Annotated in this window: 14 protein-coding genes; 11 read left to right on the plus strand and 3 right to left on the minus strand. The window is 48.6% G+C overall.

Translation table 11 applies throughout. The annotated features are described in order from the left end of the window. The first annotated feature begins 24 nt into the window (after window positions 1-24). The 10 genes from tuf (at window position 25) to AB8599_RS00740 (ending at window position 13,522) form a co-directional block, all read left to right on the plus strand. Window positions 25-1,209, plus strand: a complete 1,185-nt coding sequence (tuf, locus tag AB8599_RS00695; protein WP_407331919.1) for an elongation factor Tu — start codon at window positions 25-27, stop codon at window positions 1,207-1,209. Window positions 1,210-1,428: 219 nt separating this feature from the next. Next, window positions 1,429-1,800 carry a preprotein translocase subunit SecE gene (secE, locus tag AB8599_RS00700; RefSeq protein ID WP_407331920.1) on the plus strand — a complete coding sequence of 124 codons (372 nt, stop codon included), beginning with the start codon at window positions 1,429-1,431 and terminating at the stop codon, window positions 1,798-1,800. A gap of 10 nt (window positions 1,801-1,810) precedes the next feature. Next, the gene (nusG, locus tag AB8599_RS00705; RefSeq protein ID WP_407331921.1) at window positions 1,811-2,356 is read left to right on the plus strand and encodes a transcription termination/antitermination protein NusG; all 546 of its coding nucleotides are present in this window, start codon (window positions 1,811-1,813) and stop codon (window positions 2,354-2,356) included. 124 nt (window positions 2,357-2,480) lie between these two features. Beyond that, window positions 2,481-2,909 carry a 50S ribosomal protein L11 gene (gene rplK / locus AB8599_RS00710; RefSeq protein WP_016960641.1) on the plus strand — a complete coding sequence of 143 codons (429 nt, stop codon included), beginning with the start codon at window positions 2,481-2,483 and terminating at the stop codon, window positions 2,907-2,909. A gap of 4 nt (window positions 2,910-2,913) precedes the next feature. Then, window positions 2,914-3,618 (plus strand): 50S ribosomal protein L1, encoded by a 705-nt coding sequence (gene rplA, locus AB8599_RS00715; RefSeq protein WP_407331922.1) that lies wholly within the window; start codon window positions 2,914-2,916, stop codon window positions 3,616-3,618. Window positions 3,619-3,851: 233 nt separating this feature from the next. Continuing rightward, window positions 3,852-4,340, plus strand: a complete 489-nt coding sequence (gene rplJ, locus AB8599_RS00720; protein WP_407331923.1) for a 50S ribosomal protein L10 — start codon at window positions 3,852-3,854, stop codon at window positions 4,338-4,340. Between the two features lie 59 nt (window positions 4,341-4,399). Further along, a complete protein-coding gene (gene rplL / locus AB8599_RS00725) occupies window positions 4,400-4,765 on the plus strand; it encodes a 50S ribosomal protein L7/L12 (protein WP_407331924.1) in 366 nt (121 codons plus the stop codon). A 231-nt stretch (window positions 4,766-4,996) separates the two neighbouring features. Further along, window positions 4,997-9,022, plus strand: coding sequence for a DNA-directed RNA polymerase subunit beta (rpoB, locus tag AB8599_RS00730; RefSeq protein WP_407331925.1), 4,026 nt, complete (start codon window positions 4,997-4,999; stop codon window positions 9,020-9,022). An 87-nt stretch (window positions 9,023-9,109) separates the two neighbouring features. Then, window positions 9,110-13,324, plus strand: coding sequence for a DNA-directed RNA polymerase subunit beta' (rpoC, locus tag AB8599_RS00735; RefSeq protein WP_407331926.1), 4,215 nt, complete (start codon window positions 9,110-9,112; stop codon window positions 13,322-13,324). Between the two features lie 66 nt (window positions 13,325-13,390). Beyond that, window positions 13,391-13,522: a hypothetical protein gene (locus AB8599_RS00740; RefSeq protein ID WP_407331927.1), complete on the plus strand. Its 132-nt coding sequence runs from the start codon at window positions 13,391-13,393 to the stop codon at window positions 13,520-13,522. Window positions 13,523-13,584: 62 nt separating this feature from the next. Here the strand turns inward: AB8599_RS00740 and rsd are convergent, their stop codons facing one another. Continuing rightward, window positions 13,585-14,064 (minus strand): sigma D regulator, encoded by a 480-nt coding sequence (rsd, locus tag AB8599_RS00745; RefSeq protein WP_407331928.1) that lies wholly within the window; start codon window positions 14,062-14,064, stop codon window positions 13,585-13,587. 142 nt (window positions 14,065-14,206) lie between these two features. Between rsd and nudC the strand changes: the two genes are divergently transcribed. After that, window positions 14,207-14,983, plus strand: coding sequence for an NAD(+) diphosphatase (nudC, locus tag AB8599_RS00750; RefSeq protein ID WP_407331929.1), 777 nt, complete (start codon window positions 14,207-14,209; stop codon window positions 14,981-14,983). A gap of 59 nt (window positions 14,984-15,042) precedes the next feature. Here the strand turns inward: nudC and AB8599_RS00755 are convergent, their stop codons facing one another. Beyond that, window positions 15,043-16,155 carry an acetoin dehydrogenase dihydrolipoyllysine-residue acetyltransferase subunit gene (locus AB8599_RS00755; protein WP_407331930.1) on the minus strand — a complete coding sequence of 371 codons (1,113 nt, stop codon included), beginning with the start codon at window positions 16,153-16,155 and terminating at the stop codon, window positions 15,043-15,045. After that, on the minus strand, window positions 16,152-17,165 hold the full coding sequence (locus AB8599_RS00760) for an alpha-ketoacid dehydrogenase subunit beta (protein ID WP_407331931.1): 1,014 nt from the start codon (window positions 17,163-17,165) through the stop codon (window positions 16,152-16,154). The genes AB8599_RS00755 and AB8599_RS00760 overlap by 4 nt, the downstream gene beginning before the upstream one ends. Window positions 17,166-17,174 lie beyond the last annotated feature (9 nt).

Here is a 17,174-nt window from a genome sequence, read left to right on the forward strand (position 1 = left end):
AATACCGTGCTTAGAGGGACTGTCATGTCTAAAGAAAAATTTGAACGTACGAAACCGCACGTTAACGTTGGTACTATCGGCCACGTTGACCACGGTAAAACCACTCTAACTGCTGCTATCTGTACTGTACTGTCAAAAGTATACGGCGGTTCAGCACGTGACTTCGCATCAATCGATAACGCTCCAGAAGAGCGCGAGCGCGGTATCACTATCTCTACCTCACACGTAGAATACGATACACCTGCACGTCACTACGCACACGTAGACTGCCCAGGACACGCCGATTATGTTAAAAACATGATCACCGGTGCTGCGCAAATGGACGGTGGTATCCTAGTTGTTGCTGCGACTGATGGCCCTATGCCACAGACTCGTGAGCACATCCTTCTAGGTCGCCAAGTTGGTATTCCTTACATCCTTGTTTTCATGAACAAGTGTGACATGGTTGACGACGAAGAGCTGCTTGAGCTGGTTGAGATGGAAGTTCGTGAACTTCTTTCTGAGTACGACTTCCCAGGCGACGATTGCCCAGTAATTCAAGGTTCTGCACTAGGTGCATTGAACGGAGAAGAGCAGTGGGAAGCGAAAATCATTGAACTAGCTGAAGCACTGGATTCTTACATCCCAGAGCCAGAGCGTGCTATCGATAAGCCATTCATCCTGCCAATCGAAGACGTATTCTCAATCCAAGGCCGTGGTACTGTTGTTACTGGTCGTGTTGAGCAAGGTATCGTACGTGTAGGTGACGAAGTTGCTATCGTTGGTATCGTAGACACCATCACCACGACTTGTACTGGTGTTGAGATGTTCCGTAAACTTCTTGACGAAGGCCGTGCTGGTGAGAACGTTGGTGTTCTTCTACGTGGTACTAAGCGTGACGAAGTTCAACGTGGTCAAGTACTGGCTAAGCCTGGTTCAATCACTCCACACACTACTTTCACTTCAGAAATCTACGTTCTGTCGAAAGATGAAGGCGGCCGTCATACTCCGTTCTTCAAAGGCTACCGTCCACAGTTCTACTTCCGTACAACTGACGTGACCGGTACTATCGAACTGCCAGAAGGCGTTGAGATGGTAATGCCAGGTGATAACATTGCAATGACTGTTACTCTGATCTCGCCAATCGCGATGGACGAAGGTCTACGCTTCGCAATCCGCGAAGGTGGTCGTACAGTTGGTGCAGGTGTTGTTGCTAAAATCATCGAATAAGATTTGACGACACACTAGCAAAAAGGGCATCATTTGATGCCCTTTTTCTGCACCAAATCTTTGGATTGAACTTTTTTTCGCCGATTGGTCGCAGTGATATACGTTTTAGGATAAGAAAATAAACAACGAAGTAAGTATGTTTAGGTTTCCTTGTTCTTTTCACCTCGCTGACGCGAGGTTGTTGTCGTCGATGAAATAGACTAGTTACAGGTAGAATGTATGAAAGCGAATGCTGAAGCCCCAACCGGGTCAATGGATGCCCTAAAATGGGTTGTGGTTTTTGCCTTATTGGCAGCTGCAGTAGTGGGAAATAGCCTGTACAGTGATATGTCTGTTGTGCTACGAGCTGCTGCCGTTGTTGTTCTTGTTGCAGCCGCCGGTGGTGTTGCTGCTCTGACAGGTAAAGGCAAAGCGGCAATCACCTTTGCACGTGAGTCGCGTATGGAAGTGCGTAAAGTTGTTTGGCCTACTCGCCAAGAGACGTTACAGACCACTCTCATCGTTCTGGCTGTCACTGTTGTCATGGCGCTCATTCTGTGGGGCATCGACGGTATAATGGTCCGTCTGGTCCGCCTATTCACTGGCGTGTGAGGTTAACTACATGAGCGAAGCTCCTAAAAAACGTTGGTATGTTGTTCAGGCTTTTTCCGGCTTTGAAGGTCGTGTATCTAAGTCATTGAATGAATATATCAAGATTCACGAGATGGAAGATTTCTTCGGTGAGATATTAGTACCTACCGAAGAAGTTGTTGAAATGCGCGCGGGACAGCGTCGCAAGAGTGAACGTAAGTTTTTCCCGGGTTATGTTCTCGTTCAGATGATCATGAACGATGAGTCATGGCACTTGGTACGTAGCGTGCCGCGTGTTTTGGGCTTTATCGGCGGTACGCCGGATCGTCCAGCGCCGATTTCTGATAAAGAAGCTGACGCTATCTTGAATCGTCTAGAGAAAGCAGGCGAGTCTCCTGTGCACAAAACTGTGTACGAAGCGGGTGAAGTTGTCCGTGTTACTGAAGGCCCATTTGCGGACTTCAATGGCGTGGTCGAAGAGGTTGATTACGAGAAGAGCCGCGTTAAGGTTTCTGTATCAATCTTTGGTCGTGCGACACCTGTAGAGCTGGAATTCAGTCAAGTAGAAAAAAGCTGATCGTTTTTTGCTCGGAAAGTATTGCGAGGGGCGCGAAATTTGAATACAATTTCGCGCCCTTTTGTTAAACGGGGAGTCTGTTTGCAAAAAATAGACGTTTGAACCCAAATTTAGGTATTTAGTAATGGCTAAAAAAGTAGAAGCTTACATCAAGCTGCAAGTTGCAGCGGGTATGGCTAACCCAAGTCCACCAGTTGGTCCAGCTCTTGGTCAGCACGGTGTTAACATCATGGAATTCTGTAAAGCGTTCAACGCACGTACAGAATCTATGGAGAAAGGTCTACCTACTCCAGTTGTTATCTCTGTATACAGCGACCGTTCTTTCACTTTCGAAATGAAGACTCCACCTGCTGCAGTTCTTCTTAAGAAAGCAGCTGGCATCAAGTCTGGTTCAGGCCGCCCTAACACTGAGAAAGTTGGTACTATTACTGACGCTCAGGTTCAGGAAATCGCTGAAACCAAAGCGAAAGACATGACTGGTGCAGACATTGAAGCGATGAAACGCTCAATTGCTGGTACTGCTCGTTCAATGGGTCTGGTAGTAGAGGGTTAAGACAATGGCTAAATTGACTAAGCGCATGCGCGTTATCCGTGACAAAGTTGATGTTACTCGTGAGTACGACATCAACGAAGCTGTTGCTCTTCTGAAAGAACTAGCTACTGCTAAATTCGTAGAAAGTGTTGATGTTGCAGTAAACCTGGGCATCGATGCACGTAAATCAGACCAAAACGTTCGTGGCGCAACTGTGTTGCCACATGGTACTGGCCGTGACATCCGCGTAGCGGTATTCACTCAAGGTGCTAACGCTGAAGCTGCGAAAGAAGCTGGTGCTGACATCGTTGGCATGGAAGACCTTGCTGACCAAATCAAGAAAGGCGAGATGAACTTCGACGTAGTTATCGCATCACCAGATGCAATGCGCGTAGTTGGTCAACTAGGTACTATCTTGGGCCCACGCGGTCTGATGCCAAACCCTAAAGTTGGCACTGTAACTCCTAACGTTGCTGAAGCAGTTAAGAACGCTAAAGCGGGTCAGGTTCGTTACCGTAACGACAAGAACGGTATCATCCATACCACTATTGGTAAGGTTGATTTCGATACTGACAAACTTAAGGGTAACCTTGAAGCATTGTTGGTAGCCCTGAAGAAAGCGAAACCTTCTTCAGCTAAGGGTACTTTCGTTAAGAAAGTAAGCATCTCTACCACTATGGGTGCAGGTGTTGCGGTTGACCAGAATACTCTGGACGCAAACGCAAACTAATTGCTTGAAGCGAGGAGTTGCTGTATAATTCTTCGCTTCAAATTTATGGCTGAGTTCGGCTTGCCGGACTTCGTCCAAGACCGTAGGTGTCTGGTGTTTTCACCAAGACTTAATAATGCCTACGTAGACGGTGCCAGAACATGATAGATATATTCTTTCTTGGATCTGCGCCGTAATTACTCTCCTACTGTGAAGTAGTGAGTGGTGTATATATAATCCAGGAGCAAATCCAAATGGCATTAAATCTTCAAGACAAAAAAGCAATTGTTGCTGAAGTCAACGAAGCTGCCAGTGGTGCCCTTTCTGCAGTTGTAGCTGATTCTCGCGGTGTAGCGGTAGGCGCAATGACTTCTCTACGTAAAAAAGCTCGTGAAGCTGGCGTTTACATGAGAGTTGTTCGTAATACCTTGGCTCGTCGTGCAGTTGAAGGTACTGATTTTACGTGTCTGCAAGATACGTTTGTTGGTCCTACGCTGATTGCGTTCTCTAATGAGCACCCAGGTGCTGCGGCGCGTCTTTTTAAAGACTTCGCTAAAGAGAACAAAAATTTCGAAATCAAAGCTGCTGCATTCGAAGGCTCTATCACTGATGCTGACGTTCTAGCAACGCTGCCAACTTACGACGAAGCTATCGCACGCCTGATGATGTGCATGAAAGAAGCGTCTGCTGGCAAGCTGGTTCGCACTATCGCGGCTGTTCGCGATCAGAAAGAAGCTGCTTAATTGCATTGCTTTTTACTGGTTGCTATTTAAACTAATTGTTGACTTTAAAGAGAATTGTTATGTCTATCACTAACGAGCAAATCCTAGACGCAGTTGCAGAAATGTCTGTAATGCAAGTTGTTGAGCTTATCGAAGCTATGGAAGAGAAATTCGGTGTTTCTGCTGCTGCTGCAGTAGTTGCAGGCGGCGCTGTTGCAGAAGCAGCAGAAGAGCAAACTGAATTTGACGTAATCCTGACTGCTGCTGGCCCTAACAAAGTTGCTGTTATCAAAGCAGTACGTGGCGCAACTGGCCTAGGTCTGAAAGAAGCTAAAGCTGTTGTTGACGGTGCTCCAGCTCCGTTGAAAGAAGCAGTTTCTAAAGAAGAAGCTGACGCTCTTAAAGCACAGCTAGAAGAAGCTGGTGCTTCTGTTGAAGTTAAGTAATTATTGCTTAGCTTCTTAGCCTGAAAAGGCTAATGGCTGGTGGCTAAATAGCCACCGGCCTTTTTGCGCTGTAGGGCAGTAGTGAATTTTGCACCCCGTTTAGTCACTACTCTCCATGCAAAAAAGTGTCAGATTAACCCTCTGATGCTCCTACAGTAAACGGTTGGTTGTTTAGTTACTGTCCCTCAGTCTGGACAGTTTGGGTCACTTATCAGCGAGCTGAGGAACCCTATGGTTTACTCTTATACCGAGAAAAAGCGTATCCGTAAGGATTTTGGTAAGCGTCCTCAAGTTCTGGACGTGCCATACTTGCTGTCTATCCAGCTAGATTCTTTCGAAAAATTTATCGAGCAGGATCCAGAAGGGCAATACGGTCTTGAAGCTGCTTTTCGCTCTGTCTTTCCGATTCAGAGTTACAACGGCAATTCCGAGCTGCAATACGTTAGCTATCGTCTCGGTGAGCCAGTATTTGATGTTAAAGAATGTCAGATCCGTGGCGTAACTTACTCTGCCCCACTGCGCGTAAAATTACGCCTAGTGATGTTTGACAGAGATGCACCTGCTGGCACCGTAAAAGACATTAAAGAGCAAGAAGTCTACATGGGTGAAATTCCACTCATGACGGACAATGGTACCTTTGTAATTAACGGTACTGAGAGGGTTATCGTATCCCAGCTGCATCGTAGCCCGGGCGTCTTCTTCGACAGCGATAAGGGTAAAACCCATTCCTCAGGTAAAGTGCTGTACAACGCACGTATCATTCCATACCGCGGTTCGTGGTTGGACTTTGAGTTTGATCCTAAGGATGCCGTCTACGTTCGTATCGACCGTCGTCGTAAGCTTCCTGCATCGATCATTCTGCGTGCATTGGAATACACCACCGAGCAAATTCTTGATTTGTTCTTCGATAAAATAGTTTTCGAAGTTCAAGGCAAGTCTCTGGTGATGGAACTGGTACCGGATCGTCTTCGTGGCGAGACCGCAAGCTTTGATATCGAAGCTAACGGCAAGGTATACATCGAACAAGGCCGCCGCATTACCGCGCGCCACATTCGTCAGCTTGAAAAAGATGGCGTAGAAAAAATTGAAGTTCCTGTTGAGTACATCGTGGGCAAAGTGTCTGCACGCGATTACGTTAATGAGGAAACAGGCGAGATCATTGCTCCAGCTAACCAAGAACTAAGCCTAGAAACTCTGGCGCTTCTTTCACAAGCTGGTTACAAGAAGATCGAAACTTTGTTCACCAATGACTTGGATAATGGTCCGTACATGTCAGATACCCTGCGTATCGACAGCACGTCTGATCGTCTGAGTGCGTTGGTTGAAATCTACCGCATGATGCGCCCTGGTGAGCCACCAACGCGTGAAGCAGCAGAGCAGCTTTTTGAAAGCCTGTTCTTCTCAGAAGATCGTTACGATCTGTCAGCGGTAGGCCGTATGAAGTTCAACAGTTCTCTAAACCGCGAAGAAATGACCGGTTCAGGCGTACTGAGCCATGATGACATCATCCAAGTGATGCGAAAGCTTATCGATATCCGTAATGGTATCGGTGAGGTGGACGATATCGACCACCTTGGCAACCGTCGTATCCGTTCTGTTGGTGAAATGGCAGAGAACCAGTTCCGTGTAGGTCTGGTACGTGTTGAACGCGCGGTAAAAGAGCGCCTAAGCCTTGGTGACCTTGATGCAATCATGCCTCAAGATCTGATCAACGCTAAGCCTATTTCTGCGGCAGTAAAAGAGTTCTTCGGTTCTTCTCAGCTGTCACAGTTTATGGACCAGAATAACCCGTTGTCAGAAGTGACGCACAAGCGTCGTATCTCTGCATTGGGTCCAGGCGGTCTGACGCGTGAGCGCGCAGGCTTTGAAGTTCGAGATGTACACGCAACCCACTACGGTCGCCTATGTCCTATCGAAACGCCTGAAGGTCCAAACATCGGTCTGATCAACTCGCTTTCAGCGTATGCGCGTACTAACCCGTACGGCTTCCTGGAGACGCCTTACCGTAAAGTTGTTGACGGTAAAGTTACGGATCAAATTGATTACCTTTCTGCTATCGAAGAAGGCCAATTTGTTATTGCACAGGCTAACGCCGTGCTGAACGAAGATGGTTCATTCGGTGAAGAATTAATCACTGCTCGCCAGAAAGGCGATTCAGGTTTGCACCCACGTGACCATGTCCAGTACATGGACGTTGCGACCAACCAGATTGTATCTGTTGCGGCATCCCTGATCCCATTCCTAGAGCACGATGATGCTAACCGTGCACTTATGGGTGCGAACATGCAACGTCAGGCAGTACCAACTCTGCGCGCTGATAAGCCGCTGGTAGGTACTGGTATTGAACGTGCTGTAGCGGTTGACTCGGGTGTAACTGCCGTTGCCAAACGTGGCGGTATGGTTCAGTCGGTTGACGCATCACGTATCGTTATTAAGGTTAATGAAGACGAGCTGGTTTCTGGTGAAGCGGGCATCGATATCTATAACCTGACGAAGTACACCCGTTCTAACCAGAACACCTGTATCAACCAGCGTCCGACTGTGATGCCTGGTGAGCCAGTTGCACGTGGTGACGTGTTGGCTGATGGTCCTTCAACGGATCTGGGTGAACTAGCACTTGGCCAGAACATGCGTATCGCGTTCATGCCTTGGAACGGTTACAACTTCGAGGACTCCATCCTTGTATCTGAGCGTGTAGTACAGGAAGACCGCCTGACTACCATCCACATCCAAGAGCTTTCTTGTGTGGCGCGTGATACTAAACTGGGTAGCGAAGAAATCACTGCTGATATCCCTAACGTGGGTGAAGCTGCGCTGTCTAAACTTGACGAATCTGGTGTTGTATACATCGGGGCGGAAGTGAAAGGCGGCGATATTCTGGTTGGTAAAGTAACGCCTAAAGGCGAAACACAGCTAACACCAGAAGAGAAACTGCTACGTGCGATCTTCGGTGAGAAAGCGTCTGACGTGAAAGACTCTTCTCTGCGCGTTCCTAACGGTGTATCTGGTACGATCATTGACGTACAAGTATTCACCCGTGATGGCGTTGAGAAAGACAAACGTGCGCTTGAAATCGAAGAAATGCAGCTCAAAGAAGCCAAGAAAGATCTGACAGAAGAGTTCTCTATTCTGGAAGGTGGTCTGGTAGCACGTGTTCGTGGCGTACTTGCGCAAGCAGGCTACAGCCAAGAAAAACTGGCGAACATGGATCGCCAGAGCATGCTAACTCAGACTATTGACGACGAAGCGCTGCAAACTCAGCTTGAGCAATTGGCTGAGCAGTACGACGAACTGAAATCAGATTTTGATAAGAAATTTGACACCAAACGTCGCAAGATCACTCAGGGTGATGATTTGGCACCGGGCGTCCTTAAGATTGTTAAGGTATACCTGGCTGTTAAGCGTCGCATTCAACCTGGTGATAAGATGGCGGGTCGTCACGGTAACAAGGGTGTTATCTCTAAGATTAACCCTGTTGAAGACATGCCGTACGACGAAACTGGTGAGCCAGTAGACATCGTATTGAACCCACTGGGTGTACCGTCTCGTATGAACATCGGTCAGATCCTTGAAACCCACCTTGGCCTAGCGGCGAAAGGTATCGGTAACAAGATCAACAAGATGCTTAAAGAGCAGCAAGAATTAGCGAAATTCCGTGAGTTCCTGCAGAAGGTTTACAGCCTGGGTGACACACGTCAGCAAGTCGATATCAGCGCTCTGTCTGATGACGAAGTGCGTACACTGATCCAGAACCTGCGTGCCGGTCTACCGATCGCGACTCCAGTGTTCGATGGTGCGCCTGAGTCTTCAATCAAAGAACTGTTGAAGCTGGGTGATCTGCCAGAATCTGGTCAGTTGAACCTATTTGACGGCCGTACTGGTGAGAAGTTTGAGCGTCCTGTAACTGTCGGTTACATGTACATGCTGAAACTGAACCACTTGGTTGATGACAAGATGCACGCCCGTTCTACCGGTTCTTACAGCCTAGTTACTCAGCAGCCGCTGGGTGGTAAAGCTCAGTTCGGTGGCCAGCGTTTCGGTGAGATGGAAGTGTGGGCGCTAGAAGCATACGGCGCAGCATACACCCTTCAAGAAATGCTGACTGTTAAGTCGGATGACGTGAACGGTCGTACGAAGATGTATAAGAACATCGTCGACGGCGATCACCGCATGGAGCCGGGTATGCCGGAATCTTTCAACGTATTGTTGAAAGAAATCCGCTCGTTGGGTATCAACATCGAGCTGGAAGACGAATAAGCCAAGGCTTAATCGCTATTTCCGGTATCAATATGAAGGCGCTGCCTGTCAGCGCCTTTCTGGGTCAACTCCTCACAGGAGCCAAATGTGAAAGACTTACTTAAGTTTCTGAAAGCACAGCATAAGACCGAAGAATTTGATGCAATCAAAATCGGTCTAGCTTCACCAGACATGATTCGTTCATGGTCTTTCGGTGAAGTGAAAAAGCCAGAAACCATTAACTACCGTACCTTTAAGCCTGAGCGTGACGGCCTATTCTGTGCACGTATCTTTGGCCCGGTAAAAGACTACGAATGTCTTTGCGGTAAATACAAGCGCCTTAAGCACCGTGGTGTGATCTGTGAAAAATGTGGTGTTGAAGTTACTCAGACCAAAGTACGCCGTGAGCGTATGGGTCACATTGAGCTGGCTTCTCCTGTTGCCCACATCTGGTTCCTGAAATCACTACCGTCTCGTATCGGTTTGCTGATGGACATGCCATTGCGTGACATCGAGCGTGTACTGTACTTCGAATCATATGTTGTGATCGAACCAGGCATGACCGATCTAGAGCGCAGCCAAATGCTGTCTGAAGAACAGTATCTTGACGCGCTGGAGCAATGGGGTGATGAATTCGACGCTCGTATGGGCGCCGAAGCGGTTAAAGCGTTGCTGGCCAACATGGATCTGCAAGCTGAAACTGAACTAATGCGCGAAGAGCTGGAAGAAACCAACTCTGAAACTAAGCGTAAGAAAATCACCAAGCGCCTTAAGCTTGTTGAAGCATTCCTGCAGTCTGGAAACAACCCTGAGTGGATGATCCTGACTGTACTTCCAGTTCTGCCACCGGATCTACGTCCTCTGGTACCACTGGATGGCGGTCGCTTCGCGACATCAGATCTAAATGATCTGTACCGTCGTGTAATCAACCGTAATAACCGTCTGAAACGCCTACTGGATCTGGCTGCTCCTGACATCATCGTACGTAACGAAAAGCGTATGCTGCAAGAGTCAGTAGATGCCCTGCTAGATAACGGTCGTCGCGGTCGTGCCATCACTGGTTCGAACAAGCGTCCACTGAAATCTTTGGCAGACATGATCAAAGGTAAGCAAGGTCGTTTCCGTCAGAACTTGCTTGGTAAGCGTGTTGACTACTCTGGTCGTTCGGTAATCACCGTAGGTCCATACTTGCGTCTGCACCAGTGTGGTCTTCCTAAGAAGATGGCACTTGAGCTGTTCAAGCCATTCATCTACGGCAAGCTTGAAGCACGTGGTCTCGCGACTACCATCAAAGCTGCGAAGAAAATGGTAGAGCGTGAAGAAGCAGTTGTTTGGGATATTCTGGATGAAGTTATCCGTGAACACCCAGTACTGTTGAACCGTGCACCAACACTTCACCGTTTGGGTATCCAAGCGTTTGAGCCAGTGTTGATCGAAGGTAAAGCGATCCAGTTGCACCCACTCGTTTGTGCGGCATATAACGCCGACTTCGATGGTGACCAAATGGCGGTACACGTACCGTTGACGTTGGAAGCGCAGCTAGAAGCACGTGCTCTGATGATGTCGACCAACAACATCCTGTCTCCTGCGTCCGGTGATCCAATCATCGTTCCTTCTCAGGACGTTGTATTGGGTCTGTACTACATGACCCGTGACAAGATTAACGCGAAAGGCGAAGGCCTTTACCTGTCAGGCCCTGCAGAAGCTGAAAAAGCTTACCGCACTGGCAACGCAGAACTGCACGCTCGCGTAAAAGTACGCTTGAAAGAAGTGCTGTTCGATGAGATGGGTAACCGCTCTGAGACTATCCAGTTGGTTGATACCACTGTTGGTCGCGCAATGTTGTGGCAAATCGTGCCTGAAGGCCTGCCATACGAAATCGTGAACCAAGCACTGGGTAAAAAGCAGATCTCTAACCTGCTGAACACTTGTTACCGTAAGCTTGGCCTGAAAGACACTGTCGTCTTCGCTGACCAAATCATGTACACCGGTTTCGCATACGCGGCACTGTCTGGTGTATCTGTTGGTATCGATGACATGGTAATCCCGCAGGCTAAATACGACCTGATCGAAGCGGCTGAAGCTGAAGTTGCTGAAATTCAGGAGCAGTTCCAGTCTGGTCTGGTAACCGCCGGCGAACGTTATAACAAAGTTATCGATATCTGGGCTGCAGCGAACGAACAAGTTGCTAAAGCGATGATGGACAACCTGTCTTTTGATACCGTTATCAACCGTGATGGCGAAGAAGAAGCACAGAAATCGTTCAACAGCGTATACATGATGGCCGATTCAGGTGCTCGTGGTTCGGCTGCACAGATTCGTCAGTTGGCGGGTATGCGTGGTCTGATGGCGAAACCAGATGGTTCAATCATCGAAACACCAATCACCGCGAACTTCCGTGAAGGTCTGAACGTACTCCAGTACTTCATCTCGACGCACGGTGCTCGTAAGGGTCTGGCGGATACAGCACTTAAAACGGCAAACTCCGGTTACCTGACGCGTCGTCTTGTAGACGTTGCGCAAGACGTGGTTGTGACTGAAACTGACTGTGGTACCAGCGAAGGTATTCACATGATGGCAGTTATCGAAGGCGGCGACGTTAAAGAAGCACTGCGTGAGCGTGTTCTGGGTCGTGTTGTTGCTGAAGACGTACTTAAGCCTGGTACCGAAGAAGTTCTTGCACCTCGTAACACCCTTCTCGACGAGAAATGGTGTGACATCTTGGAGCAAAACTCTGTCGACCAAGTGAAAGTTCGCTCTGTGGTAAGCTGTGAAACTGACTTCGGTTGCTGTGCAAACTGTTACGGTCGTGATCTGGCGCGTGGTCACATTGTGAACCACGGTGAAGCAGTAGGCGTTATCGCTGCTCAGTCAATCGGTGAGCCGGGTACACAGCTGACAATGCGTACGTTCCACATCGGTGGTGCAGCATCTCGTGCGGCTGCTGAGAACAGCATCCAAGTGAAGAACAACGGTTCGTTGCACCTTCACAATGCGAAGTTTGTTATTAACAACGCAGGCAAGCTGGTTATCACTTCACGTGCTTCTGAGCTGACTATCGTTGATGAGTTTGGTCGTACGAAAGAAAGCTACAAGCTTTCTTACGGTACCATCTTGGCGAAAGCTGACGGTGACGCAGTAACTACTGGTGAAGTAGTGGCAAACTGGGATCCGCACACAATGCCAATCATCACGGAAGTGGAAGGTCGTATCCAGTTCCTAGACATGGTTGATGGTGTGACTGTTCAGCGTCAAACTGATGAGCTGACAGGCCTGTCTTCAATGGTGATTTTGGACGCTGCTGAGCGTACATCTGCCGGTAAAGACATGCGTCCAACTGTTAAGTTGATCGATGCTGCTGGTAACGACATCATGATCCCAGGCACAGACATGCCTGCACAATACTTCCTACCTGGTAAAGCAATTGTCCAGTTGGAAGATGGTGCAACGGTTGGCGTGGGTGAAATCCTGTCGCGTATCCCGCAAGCAGCGAGCGGTACGAAAGATATCACCGGTGGTCTGCCACGCGTAGCCGACCTGTTTGAAGCCCGTAAGCCGAAAGAGCCTGCGATTCTGGCTGAAATTACAGGTGCGGTATCCTTCGGTAAAGAAACCAAAGGTAAGCGTCGTCTGATCATCACCCCGACTGAAGGTAGCCCATACGAAGAAATGATTCCTAAATGGCGTCAGTTGAACGTATTTGAAGGTGAAAAAGTCGAAATCGGTGACGTAATCGCTGATGGTCCAGAAGCCCCACACGATATCTTGCGCCTTCGTGGTGTACGTGCGGTGACTGAGTTCATCACTAACGAAGTGCAAGACGTTTACCGTCTGCAAGGCGTTAAGATTAACGATAAGCACATTGAGACGATCGTTCGTCAGATGTTGCGTAAGGTAACTATCACGACTTCTGGTGACTCTGACTTCTTAGAAGGCGAGCAAGTAGAATTCTCTCGTGTGACCATCGCAAACCGTCAGCTTGAAGCTGAAGGCAAGCAATTGGTTGGCTTTACACGTGATCTGCTTGGTATTACCAAAGCGTCTCTGGCTACCGAGTCGTTCATCTCTGCGGCATCGTTCCAGGAAACCACTCGCGTTCTTACTGAAGCAGCGGTATCTGGTAAGCGTGATGAACTACGTGGTCTGAAAGAGAACGTTATCGTTGGTCGCTTGATCCCTGCAGGTACAGGTTTTGCCTACCACAAGACGCGTCAAGCACGTCGTCAAGTTGTAGAATCGCCTGTTGCTCCGCAAATGGATGCTGAACAAGCATCTCAGGATCTAGCAGCACTGCTAAACGCTGGTCTAAACGACGACCTTTAAGTCTCTGACTTAAACTTGAAAAGGCATCCTTAGGGGTGCCTTTTTTATTGCCTAAAGATAATTGTATTGGATACTTTTTTGCGAAGAAGCGAAGAAGCGAAGAAGCGAAGAAGCGAAGAAGCGAAGAAGCGAAGAAGCGAAGAAGCGAAGAAGCGAAGAAGCGAAGAAGCGAAGAAGCGAAGAAGCGAAGAAGCGTGAAAAAAACTATCGGTTGTTGGTGATCGCCAACAACCGAAAAGGGGTCCGTCGTCTGAGCTAGCTTAGGCGCCAGGCGGAATAGAAAGGCTATCCGCAATCAATTGGATAAGCATGTCTTCTTGTTCGAAGCGCAACTCCATAATTTCACCGACACGAGAAATATCGTTATCAAAGCGAGCAAAATTATCTTCATCCAACACAAATGCGCTGTACTTATCGTTAAACGTTAACAATGGCTCCGTCGTTTCGACAATGCGCGAGTAAAGCGTGTCGATTTCAGAATTACTGGAGAATCCCGTCGATTGCCAACGACTCATGACCATGTCATATATTTTGAAGTGTCCAGCAGAGATATAATCCACCAGTGCTTCACAGAAGCGGTTCAATGCTTCTTCCGTCGGAAGGCAATTCTTATTGCTGCCAGATAACCCAGCAACTTTTGAATATTCAACGAGCAGTTCTTGTCTCAGTGTTAACCAGTAGTCGATGACATCGCTGTATCCACCCCACTGTTGCTGAGCTTTTTCGAGTTTGTTTAGCACGACCACGTTCCTCATGATCAGCGCCCCTGAGCGCCTTTATAGGATTAGAGCCATATCATTCTGGCCTTCAATTTACTAACATCAGGTAATTAAATTTAGAGTGCCCCAAATTGTCACGGTTAGCAAGGGTCGAAACTGCGTTATGTCTAATCAAAAAGATCTTGTGTACTTGTGTTGCGCAAACGACGGAAAGTTATGGTTGCCCGATCACAGCTTGCCTCTAATCCATGCCTCTCAACTTGAGGAAATGGGCGTATCTAGCTATGCCATAGGCGAGTTCGACGGAAAAAGCGTTTGTTATAGCTATGATTCTCAAGCTTTTTCCACAGAAGAGTTTGATAGCCTACGTAGCCAACTGCATCTTAGCCCCACGTTGTTCAATTTGGCCGGCCGAGCCATACAGCTGGATTACATGCGTCAGTCTCAGCGGTATTGTTGTCAGTGTGGAGGTATGAATTCCTTTGATGCCGCGCACCCTGCCATGGTCTGTGATCAGTGCCATACGGTACATTATCCGAGAATATCCCCCTGTGTGATTGTTGCTGTCAGGCGTGGAGGTGACATTTTGCTAGCACATCATCGTCGGCACAGAAATGGCATGTACACAGTGATAGCGGGGTTTGTTGAAGCCGGTGAAACGCTAGAGCAATGTGTGGCACGCGAAGTCAAAGAGGAAACCGGTATAGTGGTGGCGAACATTCGCTACTTTGATAGCCAACCTTGGGCGTTCCCTTCGAATCTAATGATGGGCTTTATCGCAGATTACGTCTCTGGTGAGCTCAATCCTGATTACGAAGAATTGACCGATGCACGTTGGTTTGATGTCAACGAGTTGCCGCTGGTGGCACCTGAAGGCACGATTGCGCGTCGTTTAATTGAGGCTGCTCAAATACAACATGAGAAAGAAAAGCGCGTGTGATCTCTGCATGAGTCAGCGAGTTGATGAGAAAAAAGGGATGCGGGTGCATCCCTTTTGGTTTAGTTGACCGCTTGAGTGTGCGCCAAGATCATCGCATTGACCTCATTTGCCTTTTCCATTTGCACCATGTGTCCAGCCTGCGACAGGATACAGCATTCAGCATTAGGCAGTGTATGGGCGTGAGACGCAGGGATAACCGTGTCTTGTTCACCCCATATCACTAACGTGGGAGGGGCAATTGGTGAGGGAATACGATTTCTCTGTTTGCCGTCGGGAAACAGCTGGTTAGCCAAGCTTGATAGTGCTTGTGTCACGCCATCTAATCGCTTGTATTTCAGCACGTCATCGACAAGGCTCCGCGTAACTAATCCGCTGTCAGCAAAAAGAAGCTGCAGGACTGGCTTCAGATTCTTACGGCTTTCAGCGTCAATGAAGCCGCAGATGTAGTCATTGTTAATGACTTCTCCTAGACCTGCACTGCTAATCAAACTCAGTGACTTCACCTTGTCTGGGTGTTGCTTGGCGATCTCAGTGCAGATGAGCCCTCCCATCGAGTGACCAACCAAATGTGCCGCGCCCAGGTTGAGCTTGTCCATTGCCACCGCAACGGTTTTCCAAAGATCATCAAAGCCAATATCCGTATTAATCTGTGACTGACCATGAGAGGGTAGGTCGATGGCCAACACCGGACCTTGCTCGGCTAACGCATCGAGATTAAATAGCCAGTTGTCCAAATCGCCACCAAAACCATGAATCAGAACATATGGCGTACCTGATGCATCTGCATTGATATGGCTATAGCGAATACGGCCATGATCGGTCTCCATAAAGGCGTAGGCTGAGGCCACCTCGTCATCCGTATCGTCGTCATTGGTAGGTTGAACAAAGGCTGCGATAAAGGTATCTATTTCTTCGTCAGTGACTTCAAGCGGGGCGAGTATGCCGAGCAGCGCCTGCACGGAATAGACATCACCTTCTTTGCCGACTTTACGCCTCAATAGCCCTGCATCTGGAGCTTCCACTTCACTGGCAATTTTATCCGTCTCTACATCCATGATCACTTGCGCCACTCGAATGGTGTCTCCTTCCTCAACATGCCATTGCGTGAGAGTGCCTTCTTTCATGGAAAGCCCCCACTTTGGCATCACCACAGGTATGATTTTCTCTCTCATGAATTGGCTCCCATGGTTCGATTCACGGCATCGCAGATGTCCTCGACGGAAGGCACATAGGCATCTTCAAGTGTTGGAGAGAAAGGTACTGGTGTGTGAGGTGGCGTGACCATGGCAATCGGGCCTTTCAGCGCGCTAAACGCACGCTCCGCCACTTGTGATGAAACGTCCGATGCGATGGAGCAGCGCGGGCTGGCTTCGTCAATACAGACCAAGCGCCCGGTTGCTTCTACGCTTTCCAATACGGTATCGATGTCGAGCGGTGAAAGAGTCCGTAGGTCAATCACTTCGCATTGAATGCCAGATTTTGCGAGGACTTTTGCCGCATCTAGCGCACGGTTGACCGTCAGGCCGTAAGACACCAAAGTGATGTCTGTCCCTTCGCGCAGAATATTGGCTTCACCAAAAGGAATGGCGTATGGCGCTTCTGGCACATCACACTCCGTGGCATAGAGGTTTTTGTGCTCCAAGAAAATCACGGGGTCATTGTCGCGGATAGACTGGATAAGCAGCCCTTTGGCGTCATAGGCGTTCGACGGACACACCACTTTCAGCCCTGGAATATGAGTGAATAGTGGTGTTAGCATTTGGCTGTGCTGTGCCGCTGCTCTAAAGCCGGCACCACACATGGCGCGGATCACCACTGGCGTTTCGGCCTTGCCGCCAAACATATAGCGGAACTTGGCGGCTTGATTGAAAATCTGATCGAAGCAGACTCCCATAAAGTCGATAAACATCAGTTCGGCAATGGGTCTGAGTCCGCAAGTTGCCGCGCCAACGGCCGCGCCCACATAGGCACTTTCTGACAGGGGAGTGTCTATCATTTGATTGGGGTGTTTGGCATAAAGCCCTTTAGTGACACCCAATACGCCGCCCCAAGCGTCATCTTCGCCGGGTGCACCTGCTCCGCCAACAATGTCTTCACCCATCATGATAACGGTGGGGTCGCGGCTCATTTCCTGATCGATGGCTTCATTGATGGCATCTTTAATGGATAGCGTTCTGGCCATAGTAACTCT

The sequence above is a fragment of the Enterovibrio litoreus genome (assembly GCF_045679545.1).
Classification (GTDB): domain Bacteria; phylum Pseudomonadota; class Gammaproteobacteria; order Enterobacterales; family Vibrionaceae; genus Enterovibrio.

Coding starts and splice junctions, on each gene's coding strand:
- tuf (WP_407331919.1), top strand. CDS start 25: ATGTCTAAAGAAAAATTTGAACGTACGAAACCGCACGTTAACGTTGGT.
- secE (WP_407331920.1), top strand. CDS start 1,429: ATGAAAGCGAATGCTGAAGCCCCAACCGGGTCAATGGATGCCCTAAAA.
- nusG (WP_407331921.1), top strand. CDS start 1,811: ATGAGCGAAGCTCCTAAAAAACGTTGGTATGTTGTTCAGGCTTTTTCC.
- rplK (WP_016960641.1), top strand. CDS start 2,481: ATGGCTAAAAAAGTAGAAGCTTACATCAAGCTGCAAGTTGCAGCGGGT.
- rplA (WP_407331922.1), top strand. CDS start 2,914: ATGGCTAAATTGACTAAGCGCATGCGCGTTATCCGTGACAAAGTTGAT.
- rplJ (WP_407331923.1), top strand. CDS start 3,852: ATGGCATTAAATCTTCAAGACAAAAAAGCAATTGTTGCTGAAGTCAAC.
- rplL (WP_407331924.1), top strand. CDS start 4,400: ATGTCTATCACTAACGAGCAAATCCTAGACGCAGTTGCAGAAATGTCT.
- rpoB (WP_407331925.1), top strand. CDS start 4,997: ATGGTTTACTCTTATACCGAGAAAAAGCGTATCCGTAAGGATTTTGGT.
- nudC (WP_407331929.1), top strand. CDS start 14,207: ATGTCTAATCAAAAAGATCTTGTGTACTTGTGTTGCGCAAACGACGGA.
- AB8599_RS00755 (WP_407331930.1), bottom strand. CDS start 16,155: ATGAGAGAGAAAATCATACCTGTGGTGATGCCAAAGTGGGGGCTTTCC.
- AB8599_RS00760 (WP_407331931.1), bottom strand. CDS start 17,165: ATGGCCAGAACGCTATCCATTAAAGATGCCATCAATGAAGCCATCGAT.